23 protein-coding genes are annotated in these 22996 nt (G+C 69.0%); 13 read left to right on the forward strand and 10 right to left on the reverse strand.

Going from position 1 to position 22996, the window contains the following annotated elements:
• Positions 1-413 precede the first annotated feature (413 nt).
• Positions 414-710 (reverse strand): translation initiation factor eIF-1A, encoded by a 297-nt coding sequence (locus tag NDI56_RS07970; protein ID WP_310918929.1) that lies wholly within the window; start codon positions 708-710, stop codon positions 414-416.
• A gap of 127 nt (positions 711-837) precedes the next feature.
• Positions 838-1074, reverse strand: coding sequence for a UPF0058 family protein (locus tag NDI56_RS07975; RefSeq protein ID WP_310918930.1), 237 nt, complete (start codon positions 1072-1074; stop codon positions 838-840).
• Between the two features lie 147 nt (positions 1075-1221).
• On the opposite strand from NDI56_RS07975, the gene NDI56_RS07980 reads away from it, so the two are divergent.
• Complete coding sequence (locus NDI56_RS07980; protein ID WP_310918931.1) at positions 1222-2124, forward strand: prenyltransferase; 903 nt, start codon at positions 1222-1224, stop codon at positions 2122-2124.
• 71 nt (positions 2125-2195) lie between these two features.
• Here the strand turns inward: NDI56_RS07980 and NDI56_RS07985 are convergent, their stop codons facing one another.
• Entirely contained in the window at positions 2196-2378 is a 183-nt protein-coding gene (locus NDI56_RS07985; RefSeq protein WP_310918932.1) for a hypothetical protein, read from the reverse strand.
• Positions 2379-2447: 69 nt separating this feature from the next.
• On the opposite strand from NDI56_RS07985, the gene NDI56_RS07990 reads away from it, so the two are divergent.
• The 4 genes from NDI56_RS07990 to NDI56_RS08005 are packed head-to-tail and all read left to right on the forward strand — an operon-like array spanning position 2448 to position 7782.
• On the forward strand, positions 2448-3659 hold the full coding sequence (locus tag NDI56_RS07990; protein ID WP_310918933.1) for a molybdopterin molybdotransferase MoeA: 1212 nt from the start codon (positions 2448-2450) through the stop codon (positions 3657-3659).
• Complete coding sequence (locus NDI56_RS07995; protein ID WP_310918934.1) at positions 3656-5533, forward strand: molybdopterin biosynthesis protein; 1878 nt, start codon at positions 3656-3658, stop codon at positions 5531-5533. The genes NDI56_RS07990 and NDI56_RS07995 overlap by 4 nt, the downstream gene beginning before the upstream one ends.
• 43 nt (positions 5534-5576) lie before the next feature.
• Positions 5577-6569, forward strand: a complete 993-nt coding sequence (locus NDI56_RS08000; RefSeq protein ID WP_310918935.1) for a VOC family protein — start codon at positions 5577-5579, stop codon at positions 6567-6569.
• 4 nt (positions 6570-6573) lie between these two features.
• Positions 6574-7782 (forward strand): iron-containing alcohol dehydrogenase family protein, encoded by a 1209-nt coding sequence (locus tag NDI56_RS08005; protein ID WP_310918936.1) that lies wholly within the window; start codon positions 6574-6576, stop codon positions 7780-7782.
• Positions 7783-7785: 3 nt separating this feature from the next.
• Here NDI56_RS08005 and NDI56_RS08010 read toward each other — a convergent pair whose 3' ends face one another.
• The gene (locus NDI56_RS08010) at positions 7786-9204 is read right to left on the reverse strand and encodes an FAD-dependent oxidoreductase (RefSeq protein WP_310918937.1); all 1419 of its coding nucleotides are present in this window, start codon (positions 9202-9204) and stop codon (positions 7786-7788) included.
• Positions 9205-9464: 260 nt separating this feature from the next.
• On the opposite strand from NDI56_RS08010, the gene NDI56_RS08015 reads away from it, so the two are divergent.
• The 3 genes from NDI56_RS08015 to NDI56_RS08025 all read left to right on the forward strand — a co-directional run bounded on the left by NDI56_RS08015 (position 9465) and on the right by NDI56_RS08025 (position 11643).
• Entirely contained in the window at positions 9465-9842 is a 378-nt protein-coding gene (locus tag NDI56_RS08015; protein WP_310918938.1) for a winged helix-turn-helix transcriptional regulator, read from the forward strand.
• A 70-nt stretch (positions 9843-9912) separates the two neighbouring features.
• Entirely contained in the window at positions 9913-10728 is an 816-nt protein-coding gene (locus NDI56_RS08020; RefSeq protein WP_310918939.1) for a creatininase family protein, read from the forward strand.
• A 69-nt stretch (positions 10729-10797) separates the two neighbouring features.
• Positions 10798-11643: a class 1 fructose-bisphosphatase gene (locus NDI56_RS08025; protein WP_310918940.1), complete on the forward strand. Its 846-nt coding sequence runs from the start codon at positions 10798-10800 to the stop codon at positions 11641-11643.
• Positions 11644-11661: 18 nt separating this feature from the next.
• Here the strand turns inward: NDI56_RS08025 and NDI56_RS08030 are convergent, their stop codons facing one another.
• The 4 genes from NDI56_RS08030 to NDI56_RS08045 all read right to left on the reverse strand — a co-directional run bounded on the left by NDI56_RS08030 (position 11662) and on the right by NDI56_RS08045 (position 16725).
• Positions 11662-12411 (reverse strand): metallophosphoesterase, encoded by a 750-nt coding sequence (locus tag NDI56_RS08030; protein WP_310918941.1) that lies wholly within the window; start codon positions 12409-12411, stop codon positions 11662-11664.
• 47 nt (positions 12412-12458) lie between these two features.
• Positions 12459-14138 (reverse strand): hypothetical protein, encoded by a 1680-nt coding sequence (locus tag NDI56_RS08035; protein WP_310918942.1) that lies wholly within the window; start codon positions 14136-14138, stop codon positions 12459-12461.
• On the reverse strand, positions 14135-15415 hold the full coding sequence (locus tag NDI56_RS08040; RefSeq protein ID WP_310918943.1) for a Single-stranded DNA binding protein: 1281 nt from the start codon (positions 15413-15415) through the stop codon (positions 14135-14137). The genes NDI56_RS08035 and NDI56_RS08040 overlap by 4 nt, the downstream gene beginning before the upstream one ends.
• Positions 15416-15576: 161 nt before the next feature.
• Positions 15577-16725 carry a multicopper oxidase domain-containing protein gene (locus NDI56_RS08045; RefSeq protein ID WP_310918944.1) on the reverse strand — a complete coding sequence of 383 codons (1149 nt, stop codon included), beginning with the start codon at positions 16723-16725 and terminating at the stop codon, positions 15577-15579.
• Between the two features lie 110 nt (positions 16726-16835).
• Between NDI56_RS08045 and NDI56_RS08050 the strand changes: the two genes are divergently transcribed.
• Positions 16836-17321 carry a halocyanin domain-containing protein gene (locus NDI56_RS08050; RefSeq protein ID WP_310918945.1) on the forward strand — a complete coding sequence of 162 codons (486 nt, stop codon included), beginning with the start codon at positions 16836-16838 and terminating at the stop codon, positions 17319-17321.
• A gap of 10 nt (positions 17322-17331) precedes the next feature.
• Here the strand turns inward: NDI56_RS08050 and NDI56_RS08055 are convergent, their stop codons facing one another.
• Entirely contained in the window at positions 17332-18036 is a 705-nt protein-coding gene (locus tag NDI56_RS08055) for a MinD/ParA family ATP-binding protein (protein ID WP_310918946.1), read from the reverse strand.
• A gap of 107 nt (positions 18037-18143) precedes the next feature.
• Positions 18144-19211, reverse strand: a complete 1068-nt coding sequence (locus tag NDI56_RS08060) for a zinc-dependent alcohol dehydrogenase family protein (RefSeq protein ID WP_310918947.1) — start codon at positions 19209-19211, stop codon at positions 18144-18146.
• A gap of 233 nt (positions 19212-19444) precedes the next feature.
• Here NDI56_RS08060 and NDI56_RS08065 point away from each other — a divergent pair, with 233 nt between their 5' ends.
• The 4 genes from NDI56_RS08065 to NDI56_RS08080 all read left to right on the forward strand — a co-directional run bounded on the left by NDI56_RS08065 (position 19445) and on the right by NDI56_RS08080 (position 22995).
• Positions 19445-20971: an aldehyde dehydrogenase family protein gene (locus NDI56_RS08065; protein ID WP_310918948.1), complete on the forward strand. Its 1527-nt coding sequence runs from the start codon at positions 19445-19447 to the stop codon at positions 20969-20971.
• Complete coding sequence (locus NDI56_RS08070; protein ID WP_417935991.1) at positions 20968-21327, forward strand: hypothetical protein; 360 nt, start codon at positions 20968-20970, stop codon at positions 21325-21327. The genes NDI56_RS08065 and NDI56_RS08070 overlap by 4 nt, the downstream gene beginning before the upstream one ends.
• Positions 21328-21388: 61 nt before the next feature.
• On the forward strand, positions 21389-22054 hold the full coding sequence (locus NDI56_RS08075) for an HAD family hydrolase (protein WP_417935992.1): 666 nt from the start codon (positions 21389-21391) through the stop codon (positions 22052-22054).
• On the forward strand, positions 22051-22995 hold the full coding sequence (locus NDI56_RS08080; protein ID WP_310918951.1) for a phosphotransferase family protein: 945 nt from the start codon (positions 22051-22053) through the stop codon (positions 22993-22995). Before NDI56_RS08075 ends, NDI56_RS08080 begins: the two co-directional genes overlap by 4 nt.
• The last annotated feature ends 1 nt before the right edge of the window (position 22996 follow it).

The raw sequence follows: 22996 nt of genomic DNA on the forward strand, positions 1-22996 counted from the left end.
CGGAAGCCGTCGGAAGACGGCCGTGCGCTCTAAGCGAACACCCGCCGACACCCAGAGGGCGTCAGCAGGCCGTCGACCCGAGCACGCTGCCCGGGGCGACCTTCGCATCATATCCGATGGGAGGGGAATATATAAATGACTCGTCTCAGAGTCGCCCTGTGTCGGCCCCACATGGCGCACACGTGACGTGAGCCCGTCACACACTGAACCGCAAGATAGCGGCGGTGTATCGTGAATAGTAGTAAGAAATTATATATTAACTGCATCCGGACGGTTCGCCAGGGACGAACACCGGGGAGTATTGAGTGACTATATTTCTCCGGAGTGTCGGGCGCGAGCGCGCAACGTCGGCGACGCCACTGGCGTCTCGGAAGGCAGCTTCGGAGTCAACACTCGGTCGCAGAAACGGTAATTCAGGCGGTCAGGGAGTCGATGTGGCCCTCGGCTCGGAGCTGGTCCGCGTCCTGCCCCTCGTAGCGCCACTCGATGTTTGCCTTCTCGTCCTGCCAGTCCCACGGTTCGGCGAGCACGATGTCTTCCTCGTTAATCCAGGTCCGGAACTTCATCCGGCCGGGGATGCGACCCAGTCGCGTCTCGCCGTCTTCACAGCGAATCCGGACGTGGTTCCCGCCGAGGTGTTCAGTTACGACCGCGAACAGTTCGTCGTTTGTAGGCATGCGGAGATTCCGCCGCCCTGTATCTTCGCTCACAGGCCAGATAGGGTCTCTCGGGGTATAAGTGATTTGAGGGTTACGATAGCGCGTACCACACGGCGGTAATACGAGACAGCAGACTGATGGTGTGTCGGGTAACGGACGATTCGACGGGAGAAAGACCTCAGTCGGCGGCGAGCGTGAGCGGTTCGTCGCTCTCTGCGACCATATCGTCGGTGAGACCGTCCGCGAGCGCGAACACGGCTGCTTTGTGGTCTGTCTTGGACTTGTGAATCGATGTGGGTTTCACGCCGAGCTCAGCGTACTCGTCGTGTTCGACGGCTGTCCCGGTGTCGGCTTCGTAGTGGTGCTGTACCTGCGCGAGAAGGCTGTGAAGATGAATCAACTCTTGTTTCTTCATGGATAGTACCGCCTAGAAGACGAGGGGTTATAGTATTATCTTGCCACTTGTTACCAATATATAGCTGCGTAGCCACAGTACGCTCACGCTAATACGGAGTAGAATGGACGGGAAACCCACCTGTACGGCGATAATCGAACACTGCCGATGAGTGTCACCGATAGGCTGCCTCGACTGTGGACGCTGTGGTCGGCAGCGCGCCCGAGCCAGATCGCGCTCATCGGCCTCGTCTACGCGCTCGGAATCGGGATGGCACGGGCGCTGACACCCGCTGCTGTACCGTGGACGCACGTCGCTGTCGGCGGCGCCGTACTGGTGCCGGTCGCCCTCAGCGTCCACTACGCGAACGAGTTCGCCGACGTCGAGACGGACCGAATGACGGAGCGAACGCCGTTCTCCGGCGGGAGCGGTGCGCTGGAGCGAACCGGCGTTTCGCGAGGACTTCTCGCGCGCGCGAGCGGAGCAGCGCTCGCTGCCGGGGTCAGCGGTGGCGTGGTCGGCTGGCTGGCCGGGCTCGTGTCCACGACGGCGCTGGCGCTGCTGACCGGTATCGCGGGGCTAGGACTGGCTTACTCGCTCCCGCCGGTCGCGCTCGTACGGCGCGGCGTCGGCGAACTCACCAACGCCGTCCTGGGCGGGACGTTGCTCCCGCTGTACGGCGTGGCCGTCGTGGGTCGCGTCTCGCCGGCGACAGTGTTGGCCGTGCTTCCGTTTACCGTGCTGGTGGGCTGTAATCTGCTGGCGACCCACTGGCCGGACCGCGAGGCCGACGCCGCCGTCGGCAAACGGACACTCGCCGTTCGGTGGTCGCCGCGACGACTCCGCGGAGCCTACTGGACGCTTGCCGCCGTGGCCGTCCTCGTGACAGTCGGGCTCGCGGGGCGGGTGCTCCCAGTCACCGTCGTCACCACACAGACGCTCGCGCTGCCACCGCTCCTGTGGGGCGGCATCGTCCTCACACGCCAGCGCTCCCCGTTCCCGGCGGTGGCTGCGATGGTCGTCCACGCGGGCGCGAGCACAGCGGCGTGGTGGTGGCTCGCGCTGGGATAGGTCTCTAGCCGGTACTCCTCACGGGTCTCTATCGTTCCCCGTTCGTCGGTTTCGAGGCAGTCGCGGCCTCGCTACTCTTCGACGGCGTCGTGGGACCCGACGCCGCAGTTTTCGACGGCGTCGTGTGGCCCGACAGGCCCGTGGTTCGGACAGGCGCCCGCGATGGGTGTGTCGTTGAGACAGCAGTGGCGCCGCTCGGTCGCGACGAGGCCGGTCGCCAGCGGTTCGCCACAGCGCCGACAGCGAAGGGTCATACCCGACGTTGGTGGCGAACACTGTTACAGCTACCGGGCTTTTTATCCGCGCGACCCCATCCGAGAGGCATGAACGACGACGACCGTCCCGGGTTCAAACAGTTCACCCGGACGGCGGCGGCCAGAGAGCGACTGCTGGGAGCGGTGTCACCGGTCACGCGGACCGAACGAGCGGGGGTTCGGGCAGCCGACGGGCGGGTAGTGGCGACAGCCATCGACGCCGAGCGCGCGGTCCCCCACTACGAGCGGGCGGCGATGGACGGCTACGCCGTCCGGGCGGCCGACACCTTCGGCGCGAGCGAGCGGTCGCCGGCCTCGCTGCGGCTCACCGACAGTGTCGGGCCCGGAACGGCGACACGCGTCCACACGGGGAGCGAACTTCCCGACGGCGCCGACGCGGTCGTGATGGTCGAGTCGACTGATAGAACGGGCGAGGAGCTCTCGGTGTTCGAGGCAGTGCCCGAAGGGGGCAACGTCGCACCGGTCGGGGAGGACGTCGAGGCCGGGCAGCGACTGTTCGAGGCGGGACACCGACTCAGACCGTCGGACCTCGGGCTGCTCAAAGCCGTCGGGCTGGAGCACGTCGACGTGTACGAACGCCCGCGCGTGAGCGTGATTCCGACCGGAGAGGAGCTCGTCCAGTCGGACCCCGACCCCGGCGAAATCATCGAGACGAACGGCCAGACCGTCACGCAGTACGTCGAGCGGTGGGGCGGTGTGGCGAGTTATCGCGATATCGTCACCGACGATGCCGACGCGCTGCGGGCGGCCATCCGGCGCGATCTGGACCACGACGTCGTGGTGACGACCGGCGGCTCTTCCGTCGGCGAGCGCGACCTCGTGCCCGAGGTGGTCGACGACATGGGCGAGGTGTTCGTCCACGGCGTCGCCCTCAAGCCGGGCCACCCCGTCGCGCTGGGCGCCGTCGCGGACACGCCGGTCCTGTTGCTCCCGGGCTACCCCGTCGCCTGCATCGTCAACGCCGTCCAGTTCCTCCGGCCGGCGCTCGTTGAGGCCGGTCATCTGCCACGCGAGCCCCACCGGACGACCGAGGCGCGACTGGCCCGGAAACTCCCCAGCGAGCCCGGCGTCCGGACCTTCGCCCGGGTGGCGCTCAGCGGGGACGACGGGGAGCGAACGGCCACGCCGACCCGCACCAAGGGTGCAGGCGTTCTCTCGAGCGTCGCGCTGGCGGACGGGTGGGTCGTCGTCCCCGAGGAGCGGGAGGGGTACGCCGAGGGCGAGACCGTCGCCGTCGAACTGTGGGAGGGGTCCCGATGAGCGAGCGACGGGAGTTCCGCGACCTGGCGACCCCGGAGGAAGCACGGTCGGTCGTCGAGGGGCTCGATATCGACCCCGGGACGGAGACGGTCGCGCTCGCCGACGCGCGGGACCGCGTGCTGGCCGAACGGGTCGACGCCGCGCTCGACGTGCCCGGCTTCGACCGCGCGAGCATGGACGGCTACGCCGTTCGGGCCCGCGACACCTTCGGCGCCGACGAGGCCGCTCCCGAGACGCTCGACCTGGTGGGCGCGGTCCACGCCGGCGAGAGACCGTCTGTGACCGTCGAGTCGGGCACCGCCGCCGAGATATCGACCGGCGCGGTCATGCCCGAGGGCGCTGACGCCGTCGTGATGGTCGAGCGGACCACCGAGACCGACGGCGGCGTCGAGATACGAACCGCCGTCACGCCGGGCGAACACGTCATGCTCGCTGGCGCGGACATCGCCGCCGGAGCGCGAGCGCTCGGTCCCGGTACCCGGCTCACGCCGCGTGAAATCGGACTGCTCTCCGCGCTGGGCGTCGACGAGGTACCCGTCAGGTCTCGCCCGCGCGTGGGCATCGTCTCGACCGGCGACGAGCTCGTCCGGCCGGGCGAGGAACTCGACAGCGGCGCCGGCCAGATTTACGACGTGAACAGCTACACGCTGGCCGCGGGCGTGTCGGACGCGGGCGGCGAACCCGTGCTCTACCCCCACGCCGGCGACGACTTCGATGCGCTGGAAGGGCTGCTCCACGAGGCCGCCGACGAGTGTGACCTCGTCATGTCCTCCGGGTCGACGAGCGCCAGCGCCGTCGACGTCGTCTACCGGGTCATCGAGGAGCGGGGCGACCTCAGGCTCCACGGCGTCGCGGTCAAGCCGGGCAAGCCGATGCTGGTCGGGACCGTCGGTGAGTCGGCCTACGTGGGCCTGCCGGGCTACCCGGTCTCGGCGCTGACTATCTTCCGGACATTCGTCGCACCGGTCGTCCGCGACGCGGCGGGCATCCCGGAGCCACGGACCGCGACGGTCGCGGGCGAGATGGCGGTCGACGAGCGCTACGCCGAGGGGCGACTGCGCTACATGCCCGTGGGTCTCGTCGAGGGGAGCGACGGGCGGACGCTGGTCTACCCCGTCGACAAGGGCAGCGGCGCGACGACGAGCCTGGTCGACGCCGACGGTACCGTCGCCGTCGAGCCCGAAACCGACGTGCTCGCCGCCGGTGACGCCGTCGAGGTGACGCTGTTCTCGCCCGACGTTCGCGTGCCGACGCTGCTCGGCATGGGCGAAGACGACCCCCTGCTGAGCCGGCTACTGGACCGCATCGACCGGCCGCGCTACCTGCCGACGGGGACCGACGACGCCGACCGACGGCTCCGCGAGGGCGTCCCTGACGTGGCTGTCCTCGCCGGGCCGGAGCGTCCGGACGAGCCGGGCGTCGAGCTGGGCGACTGGCGCCGCGAGTGGGGGCTCGTCCTCGCGCCGGACAGCGAGGTAGACGAGCTCGCGGCGCTGGTCGACGGCGATCACCGCTTTATCAACCGCGACGGCGGTTCGGGCCTGCGCCGGAGTTTCGACGCGGCGCTGGAGCGTCTCGCCGACGAGCGCGACGCGGCGTTTGCCGACCTGACCGGAGCCATCGACGGCTACGACCTGACGGCACAGGCAAACGAGAGCCCCGCCCGGAAGGTCGCGGCGGGCGCGGCCGACGCCGGACTCGGCCTGCGGGCGACAGCCGAGACGCTCGACCTGGCGTTCGTCTCGCTCGGCACCGAGCGCGTGCGGGTCCGAGCGAACCCCGACCGGACCGAGAAGGCGAGTGTCGAACGGCTGCGGACCCTCCTCGCGGACCTGCAGGCCCCGACGGCTGCCCTCTCGGGCTTTGACACGTAGGGGCGCAGAAAGCCACTCAAGTGCCGGTCACCTACGGGGACGTATGCCTCCAGAAACGCCCGGTCTCCACCACGTCACCGCCATCGCAGGCGACCCGCAACGCAACGCCGATTTCTACGTTGGTGTGCTCGGACTGCGGTTAGTCAAGCGGACGGTCAACCACGACGACCCCGAGACCTACCACTTCTACTTCGGCGACGGCGAGGGGACGCCCGGGACGAACATCACGTTCTTTCCCTGGCGCGACAGGGGCCGGGCCGGACAGTTCGGCGCGGGCCAGACCCAGTGCGTGGCCTACGGGATTCCCGCGGACTCGGTCGACTACTGGAGCAGTCGGCTGGCGGACCACGACGTGGCAGTCAAGCGCTTCGAGCGGTTTGGCGAAGCCCCCGAACGGGCGAGCGGCGACGAGCCGCCGGCGGAGGAGGTGTTACAGTTCGAGGACCCGGACGGTATCGGGCTCGAGCTCGTCGCGAGCGACGGACCGACCGACGCCGTGCCGTGGGCAGACAGCCCGGTCCCCGAGCGCCACCAGCTCCGGGGGCTTCACAGCGTGACACTCGCCGTCGAGTCGGTCGAGCCGACCGCCGAGCTCCTGACCGAGTTGCTGGGGTTCGAGCACGAGGCGAGCGCGGGCGAGCGCCACCGCTACCGGAGCGCGACCGGCGAGTTCGCGTCCGTCGTCGACGTCGTCGAGACCGACCGCGGGCGGGGGCGCACGGGCGTCGGTACTGTCCACCACGTCGCCTTCCGCGTCGAGGACTTCGACGCGCTGGAGGCCTACCGCGAGGCGTACCTCGACTGGGGACTGCGTTCGAGCGTCATCATCGACCGAAAGTACTTCCACGCGCTGTACGCCCGCGAACCCGGCGGCGTGCTCGTCGAGCTCTCGACGATGGAGCCGGGCGTTACCGCCGACGAACCGCTCGACGGACTCGGCGAGTCGCTGGTGCTCCCGAAGGAGCTCGAAGGCGAGCGCGGGGCCATCGAACGCCAGCTCCCGCCGTTCGATGGCCCGCCGGTCCCGGAGGGGTAGCGAGATGACCGACGACCTCGCCGCCCCGTTCCGCTTCGAGTACGACCCCGCCACGGTCCGCTACGGCCCGAACTGCGTCTCCCAGCTGGCCAGCGAGCTGACCGCGCTCGGCTGTGAGCGCGCGTTCGTCGTCACCGGCTCGACGGTCGGCGAGACCCCGGCGGTGATGGACCCCGTGCGCGCGGGCCTCGACGACCGCCTCGCCGGCGTGTTCAGCGGGACGACGCCACGGAAACGCCTCGGAACTGCCTACGACGCCCTGTCGCGGTATCTAGAGGCCGGCGCCGACGCCATCGTCGCCGTCGGCGGCGGCAGCAGCCTCGACGTGGCGACGGTGCTGTCGGTGCTGGTGGCGACGGACCGCGAGCCGGCCGACGTCGGCGCCGAACTCGTCGAGCGCGGGACGCTGTCGGTGCCCGAGTCGGGACTCCCGCCGGTCGTCACGGTCCCGACGACGCTGGCGGGCGCCGACCTCTCGCAGGTGGCCGGCGTCACCGCCGACCCGGCGACCTGCCCGGTCGAGACGGCCGCGAGCGGGGCCGTCGGCGACTCCGAGCTGATGCCCGCCGCTGCCTGTTACGACCCCGTGCTGGTGGCGACCACGCCCCGGCGGGTGCTCGCGGGGTCGGCGATGAACGGGTTCGACAAGGGCGTCGAGACGCTGTACGCCCGGAACCGGACGCCCATCACCGACGCGACCGCGATGCGGGGGCTGGGCCTGCTGTCCGAGGGACTGTTGGCCTTCGGTGACGGCAGCCCGGACGAGCGGACCTATCAGCGGCTCACCCAGGGCGTCCTCCTCGTCCAGTACGGCATCTCCCGGCCCGACGGGACGACGCTGTCGCTGATTCACGCCTTCGGGCACGGTCTCACCCGGCGCTACGACGTCCAGCAGGGCGCCGCCCACGCCGTCGTCGCGCCCCACGTGCTCGACTACCTCTTCGACGCCGTCGACGGCCGACAGGAGCTGCTGGCCGAGGCGCTGGGCGTCGCGGGGACCGGAGACCCCGCGGCGGCCGCCGTCGAGCGGGTCGCCGACATCGCCGCGGCGCTAGACCTGCCGACCAGACTGCGTGACGTGGACGGCCCCACGCGCGAGGAGTTCCCCGAGGTGGCCGAGGCAGTGCTCTCGGACTCGTTTCTGGCGAACGCGCCCGCGGCGCTCGATATCGGTCGCGAGGACGTCGTGGGCGTCCTCGAAGCGGCGTGGTAGCGCTCACTCCAGCTCGCCGCGCAACACCTTGGCCGCGACGAGAATCGGGTCCCAGACGGGGCTGAACGGCGGCGCGTAGGCGAGGTCCAGCCGTTCCAGTTCGGCGACGGTGAGGTCCGACGAGAGCGCCGTCGCCAGCGTGTCGATGCGGATGGCCGCGCGGTCGCGCCCGACGATGGAGCCCCCGAGCACGCGCCCGCTCTCGCGGTCGGCGGTCAGGCTGACCGTCGTCTCCTCGTTCCCGGGGTAGTAGCCCGACCGCGAGCCCGCGGTGATGCTCGTCGTCACGGGGTCGAAGCCGGCGTCTCGCACGTCGTCGTGGTCGATGATGCCGACCCGGCCGGCCTCCAGCTCGAACGCCTTGACCACGGCGGTCCCAGCCACGTCGCCGACGGGTTCGGGGTCGCCGGCGACCGTCTGGCCGATGGCCCGCCCCGCTCGGTTCGCCGTCAACCCCAGTGGTACCCACACGGGCTCGCCGGTGACGGTGTGGTCGTCCTCGGCGCAGTCGCCCGCGGCGTAGACGCCGTCGACGGTGGTCCGGCCGTAGTCGTCGACGCTGACGGCGTCCGACGGGCCGAGTTCGACCGGGGTGTCTTCGAGCAGCCCCGTGTTCGGCGCGACGCCGATACCGACGAGCGCGAGGTCCACCGGCACGCGGCCGCCGTCGTAGACGACCGCGTCGACGCTGTCGCCGCCGGCCAGCTCCTCGACGCTGCAGTTCACGTGCAGTTCGACGCCCTGGTCGCGGAGGTGGTCGGCCACGCGCTCACAGACGGACTCACCGAACGGCGAGAGGAGGTGGCCGCCGCGCTGGAAGACGTGGGTCTCCAGCCCGTGGGCGCGGAAGGCCTCGGCCATCTCGACGCCGACGTAGCCGCCGCCGACGATGGCGACCCGCTCCGGTGGCGCCATCGCGGCGTAGTGGTCGACGAGGTCGGCGTCGACGTAGTCGATACCCGTGTCGACGGCCGGCTCGTCGGGGTCGGCGAGCGCGGCCCTGACGGCCGCCGCCGAGTCCAGACCGTGCATGGTAAAGGCCATGTCGCGGTCGAACCCGTCGATAGGAGCGGTGACGGCGTGGGCGCCGGTCGCGACCAGCAGGTCGCCGTAGGGCTGCTCGAAGGTCTCGCCGTCGTGTTCGACCGTCACCGTCTCGGCGTCGGTGTCGACGGCGACGACCTCGTGTTCCCGGCGGAGGTCGATGCCGCGCTCGGCCGCCGCTTCGGGCGACAGCGAGAGCAGGTCCGTGAGCCGCTCGACCTCGCCTTTCACGTAGTAGGGCGTCCCACAGTGGGCGTAGGAGACCCACCGTCCCCGCTCGAAGACGACGACGTCGCGGTCGGACTGTGCTCTCGTGAACTTGCTCGCGGCGCTGAGGCCGGCGGCGTCGCCACCGATGACCACGAAGGGGTCGCTCATACCGGAACGTGGGTCGCCTGTCACCTAACAGTTGAGTTACCCCCGGGTTACGGCCGGGCCAGCCCCACCACGTAGTCCGTGAACTCGAACGTCGGGATATCCAACCGCTCGTACAGCGCCGCCAACAGCCAGACATCGACCAGCAGAAGCTCCCCGCTGACCCGGCCTCGGAGGAGTGCGAGCGGAGAGTGTCGTCGGTCACTATCAGTGAGCCCATTACTAGATGTAACTATTAGTGGCAGGGAAGCGAACGACCGGCCATGAGCGACGGTACGAACGAAGCGCTGGAGATGTGGTGTGCGGGCGAGGAGTGGTGTCCGATAACGACGACGGCGACGCTCATCGGGAAGAAGTGGCACCCGGTCATCCTCCACCGCCTGCTGGAGCACGGCCCCTCGGGGTTCAACGAACTGAAGACGAACGTCGACGGCATCTCCTCGAAGGTGCTCTCAGACAGCCTCGAAGACCTCCAGGACCACGACCTCGTCGACCGCGAGGTCGTCAGCGAACAGCCGTTCCGGGTGGAGTACTCGCTGACCGAGCGGGGCGCTTCGCTGGAGCCAGTCATCACCGAGATGGCCGCGTGGGGGAAAGAACATCTCCGACCGCCCGACGAACGGGCCGACGGCGACCGATAGCCGGCGGTAACGACACCGTCTGTCCCGCAGCGTCGTACAGATTCAAGACGCTGGCTCCGTATCACCCGCTATGTATCTCGCCGACGAAGCCTGGCCGGATCTGGAATCGTATTTCGCGTCGGAGTCGCTCGCGCTCGTCCCACTCGGTTCGACGGAACAGCACGGACCACACCTCCCCGAGGGGACCGACCACATCATCGCCGAGTCTTTCGCTCGCGCGGCCGCCGAGGAGACGGGCTATCTCTGTACACCGACGATAAACGTCGGCGTCAGCCCGCACCATCGGCAGTTCCACGGGACCATGTGGGCCGACGGGCCCGCCTTCCGGGACTACGTCGAGAGCGTCACCCGCAACCTCGCGTACCACGGCATCGACCGCGTCATCTTCGTCAACGCCCACGGCGGGAACGTCGAACACCTCCGGGAGGTCGGCCGGCGGGTGCGGGACGACGGAACGATGTACGCCATCGAGTGGATGTGGGACGAGTCTATCACCGACCGCATCGAGGACGTCTTCGAGACGCCCGGCCCCCACGGCGGGCCCAAGGAGACCTCGCTCATCCAGCATCTGGCGGGGGAATTGGTCCACGAAGACCGCATCACGGACGCCCGCGACGGCGGCCTCGTCGAGTTCGACGAGGACGCGGTTCGCAAATACGGCGCCACGACGTTCTACGACGTCGTCGACTTACAGTCGACGGGCCATCAGACGCAGTCTGATGACGCCATCGACAACACGGCCAACGGCGTGCTGGGCGACCAGACCGACGCCTCCGCGGCCGTCGGCGAAGAACTGTTCGAGGCCGCGCTGTCGAACCTCTGTAAGCTCTGTGAGTGGCTGGCCGACCAGCCTTTCGAGGCCCTCACACCCAAACCGCACGTGTAGGCTTATGGTCCCCCCGACACGATGTAGAACTATCATGTACGAGCAACCGGACGGAGCGGGGGGAGCCCAATGAACACCCTCGACGAGATCGAACGCGCGGTCAAGGACACGTCACACTACGTCAGCGGCAACCTCGCGAACTACGCACACCGGTCCGCAGGCGAGAACCCGAGCGGCGAGGAGCAGGTCGGCGGCGACGTGTGGGCGGACGACCTCTACTTCGATGCGCTGTCCGGCATCGAGGGCGTCGGCGGCTACGCGAGCGAGGAACGGGAGACGGTCGTCGACACCGGCGAGGGGTACACCATCGCTATCGACCCGCTCGATGGCTCCTCGAACCTCGCCTCGAACAACAGCGTCGGGACCATCGTCGGCGTCTACGACAGCGACCTGCCCGCGAGCGGCCGTACCCTCGTCGGGTCGATGATGGTGCTGTACGGCCCCTACACCACGCTGACCGTGGCCCGAGAGGACCGCGACGTGGTCCAGGAGTACCTCCTCCGGGACGGCCACAGCGAGCGGTGGGGGACGTTCACCCAGCCCGAGGACCCGACGGTGCTCGGGATGGCCGGGAAGTGGGGCGAGCGAAGCGACGCGCTGAACGAGGTCGCCCAGCAGTTCTCCCGGGAGCTGAAACCGCGCTACGGCGGCGCGACCGTCGCGGACCTCGCGCAGGTCCTCGAATACGGCGGGCTCTTTGGCTATCCCGCGACCAACAAGTACCCCGACGGGAAACTCCGTGTCCACTTCGAGGCCGGCCCGCTCGCGTATCTCGTCGAGGCCGCCGGCGGCGCCTCCTCGGACGGGGCCCAGTCGCTGCTCGACGTCGAGCCGGACGAAGTCCACGGCCGGACCCCGACGTTCCTCGGGAACGAATCGCTAATCCAGCGTCTCGAAGACGGCCTCGCCGAGTAACGCACCTCGCGCCGGTTCTCACACCGATTCGTAGCGTCCCAGCCGCGTCCCGTCGAGCAGGAACGCCTCGGCGTCGGCCATCCCCGCCGGGAGGGACGGCGAGAGGAACGTCTGGCCCTCGACGTTGACCCACGTCCCGCCCGACCGGTCGTTGAACGCGGGGAAGACCACGAGTTCGCCGTCGACGTCCAGCGGGCGGTCGTACTGCTCGGTGAGGCCGTCGGCAGCCAGCGACCCCCGAAGCCAGACGCGCTCGTTCCGGGTGCCGCCGACCTCGTCTTCCAGCCGGACCACCGGGTGCTCGTGGCCCATACAGACCACGGCCGATTCGAGGACGTGCGGGGCGGGCCAGGTGTGGCCGTGGACGAACCCCACGTCCCCGATACTGACGCCGTGGCCCGGCGTCACCCTCACGTCGGCCCCGAGCTCCTCGAACACCGGTTCCAGGTCGCCGTCGTGATTCCCTTTCACGAGGGTAACCGGGACATCGACGGCCCCGAGGAGCGCGTCGAGTTCCTCGCGTTCGGCCTCGAACGGCGAGCCGATGGCGTGGCCGAGGTCGCCGACGACGACCAGTCGGTCGGCCCGGGCGCGGTCGAGAACCGATAGCAATCGCTCCCGTCGCCCTGTCGCCGCCGACCGGAGCTCGACCCCGTCGTACCGGAGGCCGGCCTCGATGCCGGCGTGGTAGTCGGCGACCGCGACTAGCCGCTGGCCGTCGGTCTCGACGGTGGCCGCCGGGACGCTCGGGATCGGTTCGACACGCATCGCTGTGCCGTTGGCGACCGCGGGCAAAAAGGGACGCGGGTCGCGGCTCAGATGGGCGTCAGCTTCCCGTCGTCGGGCTCGTAGCAGCGCCCGCCCATCAGCGCGTCCTGAATCGCGTCCTCGACGGCGTCGGGGTCCGCGCCGTACTCGTCGGCGACGGTCGAACGGACGGCCTCGCGGTCCGCGCCGTCGCCGTCGTTGAGCTCGGTCATGACCGCCATCACGGCGTCTTCGAGGTCGACGTCCGCCGCGGGTTCGCTCTCCGCGTCGGCCGACGCGCTCCCCTCGGTGGCCGACTCGGAAGCCGGGGCCTCGCTCGCCGAGTCCTCGCTGTCGGCGGCCGCCAGCTCGTCGGCGTCGGGCGTCTCGATGTCGGCCTCGCCGGCGTCGTCGACCTCCGTCCCGCTCTGGAAGTCGGTGCCGTACTCCTGCTCTATCTCCTCGCGCTCGTCCTCGTCCAGCTCGAACTCGGTGTCGAAATCGCCCACGTCGTCTTCGTCCCCGGCCGCGTCCTCGACATCGCCCGTGGCTCCGCCGTCGAAATCGCCCAGTGTTCCCGAGCTGCCCTCGCCGGCAGTTTCGGCCGACTGGCGTTCGTCCGGTTCTCCGGCCGACTGGAGTTCGTCCGGCTCTCCGGCGGACTGGCGTTCGTCCGGCTCGGTAGCGGCGCCGGTCGACGCCGCCGAGTCGTCGGCTGACGTTCCGCTCTCGGGGGCGTCGCTCGCGGTTTCGGTTCCTGTTTCCTTCGAGGGTTCTTCGTCGGCTGCAGTCGTCTCGGAGCGGTCTGTCTCGTCCGTGGTGTCGGTGGCCGACCCCGCCGTCGCTGGCTCGTCGGCCGGTGTCGCTTCGCCGACCCCCGTCTCCGTGCTCGGGTCCGCCTCGCCGCTTTGCTCGGTCGATTCGCTCTCGCCGGCTTCGGCCCCGTGAGCGTCGTCGCCCTCGACCGTCCCGCTATCGCCGGCGTCGGCCGACGGTGTCTCGTCGGGCGCGTCGAGGGCCATCGTCGCGAGCCCCGGAAGCGGGTCGTCCGTACCGTCGTCGGGCGACCGGGACAGCGAGCCGGCCTCGTCTCGCTCGCCCGCGACGACGCGCGTGGCGTTGAGCGCGAGTTCGCGAACGGCCGCCAGGTAGTCGCCGGTCGTCCCGTAGTAGTCGAGCGCCAGCGCGACGCCGGCCGCGTCGCTCTCCGCGACGCCGGCCTCGACCAGCGCGGTCCGGAGCGCGTCACCGGAGAGCCCGGACCGGCTGGCGCTCGCCATCCGACCGACGCGGTCGATGGTCTGCTGGGCGGCCTGGACCACCCAGCGGTCGCGTGTCTCGGCGTCGACCTCGCTGATGGATTCGGGCCTGATGGAGGTGAACACGCGGTCGCCGTCGTCGGGCTCGAAGGTCCGGGCCTTGCCGGTGACGGCGACGAACAGCGGCGGCGTCGCCGCTTCGAGGAAGGCCAGCGCTTCGGGCTGGTACTGTCCGGCGTACACCACGAACGGGCCGGTCGGGTCGACGATGCGCGCTCGCAGCACCTCCTCGTTGACCTGCTCCAGTTCCGTGAGAACGCCGACGACGAACAGGCGGTTGACCCGCGCGCCGGTCGGCGTCACGACGTAGTTCGGGGCGCGCTCCTCGTCGGACTCGGAGTAGGAGAACTCGGCGTCGTCGAACTCAGCGGCGAACAGGCGGTGGGCGACCTCGCGGCGTCCGGGACCGCTGTCCTCGGATTCGCTCATGCGTCCACCTCCGAGAGGAGGGCCTTCGCACGCTCGGCCGGGTCGGCCGTCGACTCGTCGAACTCGCTGGCGTTGAGGTTCGCGCCGTACTCGTCGACCGACAGCGAGCCACGGACCGCGTACTCCCGGCCGACTACTCTGTCGGCGATGCGGTCCGCGACGACCGTCTTGTCCATCGCGTCGCGGGCGTGTTCGCGGGCGTCGTCTAAGTCACCGCCGTACACCTGTTCGGTCAGTTCGTCGTCGAGGATGACCGTGACGGTCGCGGTGCCGTCGTCGAGGATGGCCTTCGTCCGCAGGTCGTCTTCGCCCTCGACCGCGCCGTGGGAGCGACACTGGCCGTTCTGCACCACACGGGAGCAGTCGGGACAGCGCTCGATGAGCCCGGAGCCGTCGCGTATCTGGATGACGTTGCCCACGAGCTCCACGTCGAACTGGCCGCCGCTCTCGACGGCCTCGCCGACCGACATCCGCGGGGCGTCCTCGGCCACGCTGACGGGTTCCGGGAGTTCGGTGACCGTCGAGAACTCCGAGATGTTCACCGACGGGGCGCCGCGGAACTCTCGGACGAACGTCTCCTCGATACGGACCGACGCGCCGGCTTCGATTTCGGCGTGGGGCTCCCAGTCCGTGAAGGGGAGCCGACCGGTGTCGTCGCCCACCACGCCGCTGAGAATCTCGGTCTCGCCGTCGCGGCCGTCTATCGTCTTGGTCTCGCATTCGAGCACCTGTACCTCGACGGTGATGCCGCGGTCCCCGGGTTCGAGCTCCCGGAGGTCGGCCTCGCCGCCGACCGGAGCGTCGATGTCGAGCGTCTCGTCGACGACGGTCGCGTCGGTGCTCTCCCCGAGGTTGAGTTCGGGGTTGCCGTCCCACTCGCGGACGCCGGCGTTACCGAACTGCACGGTCTGTCCCGGTTCGAGCCCGCCGTCGAAGCCGTCCCACGCGGTGTAGGAGATGGTCCCCGTCTCGTCCGCGAGTTGCCCCTCGCGGATGACGTGCTGTTCGCCGTTGTACTGGATCGACCGACGGCCCGACGTGAGCACCACTGCGGTGACCGTCACGTTCGAGTCGTCGGTGGTGACCTCGCCGATGGCCTTGCTCGACGGACCGGAGCCGCCGCCGGCGCTGCCGTCGCCGTACTTCCGGCGCAGGCTCTGTTTGGCCTCGTCCATCGGCACCGAGTAGTTCACCAGGTTCTCCAGGTCGCGTCTGACCTCCTCTTTGTCAACGTCGAGGTCGGAGGCGAGTTCCTCGACATGATCTTCGAGAGACATCGGTGGAGGGTTCGAGAGGGGTACTGAAAAGGGTTTGTGGCCGAACTGCGCTCGGAACGCTCCCCGGGGAGCGTCGGGGCCGCTACTACCGGCTGTGACGTTTCGAGAGCGTTCGCCACCCGGATGTGTCGAAGATATGTACGAGCGTACGGCCGGCAGTGTCAGCCGTCGTAGCCGGCGTAGTCCATCAGTTCACTGAACACGTCGCTGTCCATCGCCTCCCGGTAGACGACGCCGGTGACCATACCGCCCGGGTAGGTGTTCCCGTTCATCGCGTGGCTGACTTTGTGGCAGTGAGCCAGGTAGATACCCGGGTCGGCGTCGGCCTCGAACTCGATCGTGTGGCGACCCGCCGGTGGGACGCTGGTCACGTCCTGGTCGTGTCGCGCCACCTCCGGAACGGTCCCGCCGTCCTTGGCGACGACCCGGAACCGGTGGTTGTGGATGTGCATCGGGTGGTCCATGTAGCCGTTGTTACAGAGGTGGACTCTGACGGTGTCGCCCCGGTCTACGATAAGCGGCGAGCCGTCCTCGGGGTGGAGCGTCCGGGGCGCTGACTTCCCGTTGATGGTGAACGTGTCCGGTCGGCGGTTCCGGACGTCGTACGACGCGTCCATCCCGGCCATCTGCCGGTTGAGGCGGGAATCCCACTCCTTGAGCGTCAGGAAGTACTCCTTGTCGGCCGGTTCGTACCCCTCCGGGTCGACCCGGAAGATTCCGTACATGCCCATGTCGATGTGTCGATGGGTCTGGTAGTGACAGTGGTACAGATGCGTGCCGGGGACGTTCGCCGGAATCGTGTACGTGTGGGACTCGCCGGGGTTGATCTGAATGCCCGTCGTCGTCGGGACGCCGTCGTCTTCCCACTGCTTTCGGACCGCGTGGAAGTGCACGGTGTGCGGGCGGATGCCGTCGGTGTTGTCGAAGGTCACCTCCATGTCGTTGCCTTCGGTGGTCCGAAGGATCGGCCCGGGAACGCTGGGCTCCCTGTCGTCGGCTTTGAACGCCCACACCTGCGGTAGCTCGACGGGGCCGCCCATCGACTCCCCCGGATGGGCGAGATGGCGAGCGGGCGTCGACGACAGCGTCACCGACCCGCCCTGTTCGTCGACGTTGACGACTTCCGGAGGCGACGTGGTCGGCAGCTCCGAACCCTGGGTAGACTGCTGGGTCGGCGTCGACGCGGGTGCCTCGGCCCCCGATAGCCCCTGACAGCCCGTCACGCTCGCGAGCAGCCCGGCGGAGCCGGTCGCTGCCAGCAGTTCCCGCCGCGAGATACCCCGTCCAGGTGCACCGATTGGATTCGCCATTGTACAGGTAGAGATTGCGAGTGGTCCGGTAAATCCGGTCGAGTGTGTTCCCGGTGTCCGGGAATCCCGGACAGGCGTTTATATGCAAACGTCGAACTCCCGCCTGTACAATGCATCCAACCCCCGACAGGCGGTCGTTCGTTCGAGCAATCGGCGCAGTGACAATCACAGGGGCAGTCGCGGGCTGTTCGGGCGGCGAGAGTAGCGACGACAGTCCGGCCGCCGGGACCGATAGCGCCGTCCCGGAGGCCGTCTCGACGTATCTCTCCGACACCGAGAACTTCGACGGCACGCTGACAGACGAGACAGACACTGACGCGGTGACCGTGGAAGTAGGCGTCGACGGTAACGGGGGTGCCTTCGCGTTCGCGCCGGCGGCAGTCAAGATATCGACCGGGACGACAGTGACGTGGGAGTGGACCGGTGAGGGGAGCCAGCACAACGTCGTCGCCGAGGAGGGCGCCAGTTTCGAGTCCGAGCAAACGAGCGAGGCGGGGTTCACCTTCGAGCAGACGTTCGAGGACGCCGGTGTGGTGACCTACTACTGCCTTCCCCACGAGGGACTCGGAATGAAGGGCGCTCTCGTCGTCGAGTGACGGCGGCGGTTCAGTCGTCTGTGGACTCGTCGATACCGTCGACGAGCGCCGACGCGACCCGACCGTACGCACCGGCGCCGCCGGACTCCGGGGCGTGCCGGACGACCGGCTCGGTCCCGAACACGTCGGGTTCGTCGGGGACGGCCGCGAGCAGCGGCGTTTCGAGGCGTTCGGCTATCTCCTGCCCGGTCTCGTCGTCCGCGCGGGTGACGACGACGCCGGGGATGTGGCTGTCGACGTGTTCGGCCATCTCCTTCGTCCGGCTGGTGTCGGCCACGCCGTGTTCCTTGGCAGTGGTCACGAGGACGACGTCGTCGGCCAGCCCGCAGGGGACCATCGTCGCGTGGGTGACGCCGGCGCCGGTGTCCAGTACGACCACGTCGAATGCGGTCTTGAGCCGGTTACACACCGTCTTGAGCTCGGCGGGGTCGGCGTCCGTGTAGCGGTCGAGCGAGGGGTCACCGTACACCGCGGCGACGTCGTCGCTCGTATCGATAGCGGTTTCGAGCGGCGCCGCGTCGGCCAGCACGTCGTGTATGGTCGGTTCGTGGCTCGTGCCCAGCACGGTGTGCAGGTTCGGCATGGCCAGGTCGGTGTCGACGACCACGACGTCGAATCCGGCGTCATCGAGCGCGTACGCGGTGTTGACGGCCGTCGTGGTCTTGCCACAGCCACCCTTGCCACCGGCGATGGTGAGACAGTGGGCCCCGTTCATCTGTCAGTAGTGTACGGTAGCGGCCGCAAAAACCTATCTCTCCTCGACTGTCACCACGCCGGCCGATACGGGGCGGGGACCAGCAGAGCGGTCCCGCCGGCGCCGAACTAGTTACTGAACTCCGTACAGACCGGGATACCGAGCGTGTTGTACTCGCTCATCGCGGCGAGTTCGTCGGGCACCTGATGGATGTCGACAGTGTCGTCGACCAGCGCCGTCGGGTCGAGCTTGCTCGTCTCTATCATGTCGAGCATCTCGGAGTACCGCGAGGGCTGCAGGCCCAGCGACCCCTTGAACTCTATCTCCTTGGCGACGAACTCGTCGGTCGGGAGCGAGACGTGGCCCGCCTCCTCGCTCGTCGTCAGGCCGATCTGGACGTGGGTCCCGCCCTTCCGCAGGGAGTTCACCGCGTTCTGGCAGGTGGTGGCGATGCCCAGCGCGTCGGCCGACACGTCCGCGCCGCCGTCGGTGATAGCCCGGACCTCGGCCGCCGGGTCGTCGGTCTCCGAGGCGTTGACGGTCTCGACGGCGCCCAGCTCCTCGGCTTTCTCCAGTTTCTCGTCGGTCAGGTCGACGCCGATGACGTTGCCTCCCAGGGCGTCGGCGATGTGGACCGCCGAGAGCCCGATGCCGCCACAGCCGTGGATGACCACGTCGTCGCCGGCGCTGACGGGCCCTCGGTGGGCCATCGCGTGGAAGGAGGTCATGAACCGACAGCCACAGCCCGCGGCCGCCTCCGCGTCGATGTCCCCGGGCAGCGGGACGGCGTTGAGGTCGGCGTTGGGGATGTGGACCTCCTCGGCGAACGCGCCGGGGGCCTCGTTCATGAACCCGAGTCCGACGTGGTTCTCACAGATGTTCTCGCGGCCGTTCCGACAGAGTTCACAGGAGCCACAGGCGAAGTTGAACGGGATGGCGACCTCCTGTCCCTCGTCCAGTGCCTCGACGTTCTCGCCGACTTCGACGATGCGCCCGGTCGGTTCGTGGCCGAGGATGTGGGGTGGGTCGGGCCGGTAGCCGAACCAGTCCCAGTCGCCCTGCCAGCAGTGCCAGTCCGACCGACAGATACCGCAGCCGACGACCTCGGCGACGGCCCCGTCGGGGTCCACCTCGGGCCGGTCGACTTCCTGTACGCTCAGCGGCTCCTGAAACGCCTCCAGTAGTACGGCTTGCATGACAGTCGCTAGTACTGATTCCTGCCGCATAATAGTTGATTTACAATAATTATATATGTTCGGAGATACTAAGGAGCGCCGACCTCCGGACGAACGGATTCGTCTTTTACCTCCCGCTACCGGCCTCTGAGCTCGCAATTCGAGAGATCGGTTCCTTCGAGGCTCCGAATCTCGCCTCGTCATGTAAACGACACATAGTTTTTATATATGTTTGACGATAATCATTTACTGCTATGTCAGTCGATGACACATCCCAGAGTCCCGCGGAGCGAAAGTCCGCTATCGAGCAGCGCCACGAACAGGCCGCGGACGAGGTACTACCCGACCACCGGCAGCTGTACATCGGCGGGGAGTGGGTCCAGAGCATCTCGGGCGAATCCTTCGAGACCACCGACCCCACCACGGGCGAGACGCTCGCGGAGGTCGCGGCCGGTCAGGCCGAAGACGTCGACCGCGCCGTCGCGGCCGCCTGGGACGCCTACGAGGACACCTACAGCGACTTCTCGACCGCCGACCGGCAGGCGATGCTCGAAGCGATGGCCGACGCCGTCGAGGCGAACAAAGAGGCGTTCGCCCGGCTCGAATCGCTGGACAACGGGAAACCGATAACCGAGGCCCGCATCGATATGGAGCTGGTCGTCGACCACTTCCGCTACTTCGCCGGCATCGCCCGCTCGCACTCGGGCCGGACCGTCGACACGGACGACAGCCGACACGTCCAGACACTGCAGGAGCCCTACGGCGTCGTCGGCCAGATAATCCCGTGGAACTTCCCGCTGTTGATGGCCGCCTGGAAGCTCAGCCCCGCGCTTTCGGCCGGGAACTGCGTCGTCCTCAAACCCGCAGAGGAGACGCCGCTGACGATACTGAAGCTCATGGAGGAGGCCGACGACGTCGTCCCGGACGGCGTGGTCAACGTCGTCACGGGCTTTGGTCCGGAGGCCGGTGAACCCCTCTCGAACCACGAGGACATCCGGAAGCTCGCCTTCACCGGCTCGACGGAAATCGGCAGCGAGGTGATGAAAAGCGCCGCCGACAACATCACCGACATCACGCTGGAACTGGGCGGCAAGAGCCCGCTCGTCGTCTTCCCCGATGCGGACCTCGAACAGGCCGTCCAGACGACGATTACGGCCATCTTCTTCAACACCGGCGAGTGCTGCTGTGCCGGCTCGCGGCTGTTCGTCCACGAGGACGTCAAAGACGAGTTCCTCGACGAACTCGCGGCGGCGGCCGACGAGCTGACCGTCGACGACCCGCTGCTTGACTCGACGGACCTCGGGCCGAAGGTCACCGCCGAGCAGGTCGAGCGGACGATGGAGTACATCGAGCAGGCCGAGTCGGAGGGCGCCGCCTTCGTCACCGGCGGGAGCCAGCCCGACGACGAGGCGCTCTCGGACGGCTGTTTCGTCGCGCCGACGCTCATCGACGACATCGACCACGACAGCGACGCGGTCCAGGAGGAGATATTCGGCCCCGTCCAGGAAGTGTTCGAGTGGAGCGACTACGACGAGATGATCGAACTCGCGAACGACGTGGACTACGGGCTCGCCGCGGGCGTGCTCACCGAGGACCTCACGACGGCCCACCAGTGTGCGAAAGACATCGAAGCCGGTAACATCTGGGTCAACACGTACAACGACTTCCCGGCGGGCCAGCCCTTCGGCGGCTACAAGAAGTCCGGCATCGGCCGCGAGACCGCCCAGGAGGCCGTCGACCACTACACCCAGACCAAGACCGTCAACATCAGTCTGGACTGATGATTCCCTTCCCGCCGGTCGAGGGGGAGTTCCGCGCGAAGCAGGTCGCCGTCGCGCCCGAGGGGACCGCCTACGTCGTCCCCTCCGGGATGCACGAACGGCTCCGCGAGGCCGTCGCACCCGAGCGGACCGACAGCGACCCGAAGGTCGCGCTCGCCCTGGCGGGATGGCTCTGTCTCCAGACCGACGGGATGACCGACCGCGTCAACGTCGACGCGCCCGACGACTACTCCGACGGCGCACCGATTCGACGGTTCGCCCGGGCCCACGACGCGGGGTCGGTCGCGGTGGCGTTGCACCCCAGCGGGGAGGTCGTTCGGTCGAACGAGCCCGAGACGTTCTCGTTCGAGAAGTGACGGGGGGACTGCGTCGGCGGTTCGGCGCGTCACTTTTCAGTATCGACCGCGACGGGTCAGTATCGTGACGTTCGACGCCGTGCTCTTCGACCTCGACGGGACCCTCGTGGGGCCCACTCAGGACATCGCGACCGTGTACGAACGGGCCTTCGAGCGGGTCGGCGTGGAGCGATTCGCCGAGCCGCCGGAGCTGTGGGCCGTCCTCGACGGCCCGCCGGACCCCGCCGACCAGGTGGGCTATCTCGGCGCCGGCTTCGCCCGGCTCGCCGCCCAGCACGGCCGGCGCGACGTCGACCCGCTCGCGCTCGCCGAGGCGTTCGTCGAGGGCATCGACAACACGCAGGTAACGCTACACTCGGGGGCCGAGCGAGCGCTGTCGGCCGCCCGAGCGGCGGGAGCGACGGCCGTGCTCACCAACGGCCCCGAGGCCCGACAGGCGGACAAGGTCGGCGCGGTCGACCTCGACTCGCGGGTCGACACCGTCGTCTACGCCGGCGACATGGCGCGACGGAAACCACACGCCGCGCCGTTCGAGGCGACGCTCTCCGCGCTCGACGTGGCGCCCGACCGGGCGCTGTACGTGGGCGATTCGCTCGGCTACGACGTGGCGGGCGCGCACAACGCCGGACTGACGGCCGCCTACCTCGACGACGGCGACGGCCCGGCCCCCTACCGCCCCGAACACGTGCTCGAATCGCTCGCCGACCTCCCCCCGTTGCTGGAATGAACCGCTCGCTCGTCGCCGCGGTCGCCGAGTCGTGCTATCCGCGACGGGCGATACGCGCGGTCGAACCCGTGACCACGGGCGGGCGCCGGGAGACCGCGGTGGTCCGCTTCGACGGGCACGGGCCGCTGGTCGTCCAGCTGTCGACGGATATCGAAGCGGTCGAAACCGAAGCGGCGCTCGTCGAGGCAGTCCGGGCGCGGACCTCGGTCCCGGCGCCGGCGATTACGGCCACCGGAACCCGCGAGGGAACCGCCTATCTGGTGAGCGAACACTGGCCCGGCGAGGACCTCCACGAGACTTTCGCCGCCAGTGCGCCGGCGACCCAGCGCGCCGTCGCGGCGCAGTTCGGCCGCTATCTCGGTGAGCTCCACGCCGCGTTCGCGTTCGACGGCTGCGGTGAGCTGTCCGCGGAGACAGCCCCGTCCAACGGCGACCGCCTCGCCGCTTCGGGGACGGACTGCAGGCGCTGGCTCGTCGGGTACGGCCGACGCGCGGTCGACCGACTCCCCGCCGAGTTCGACTCCCACCGGGGGCGACTGGGCGACTGCCTCGACGCCGCGCCGGCCGACACCGCGACCCCGACCCTGTTCCCGTGGGACCTCCGGCCGGGCAACGCGCTCGTCGATTCGGGCGCCGTCTCGGCCGTCGTCGACTGGGAGCGCCCGATGGCCGCTCCGCCGGCCCTGGCCCTGGCCAAGGTCGAGTACCTCGTCGCCGACTGGTACGTCGACGACCCGGCGCCGCTGCGCCGGGCCGTTCGCGACGGCTACGGCGCCGTCAGACCCACCCCAGCGGTCGGTCCCCACCACCGGGTCGCGGCCATCGCAGCCAGCGCCGTCGACTCCCGCGGTGCCGTGACCAATCCCGGCTATCCCGAACGGGACCGGGCCGCGTCCGTGGCCTTCCACCGGGCGGCGCTGACCGCGGCACTGCCAGACTGAC

It is taken from the genome of Halomicroarcula saliterrae (assembly GCF_031624395.1).
Lineage (GTDB): Archaea > Halobacteriota > Halobacteria > Halobacteriales > Haloarculaceae > Haloarcula > Haloarcula saliterrae.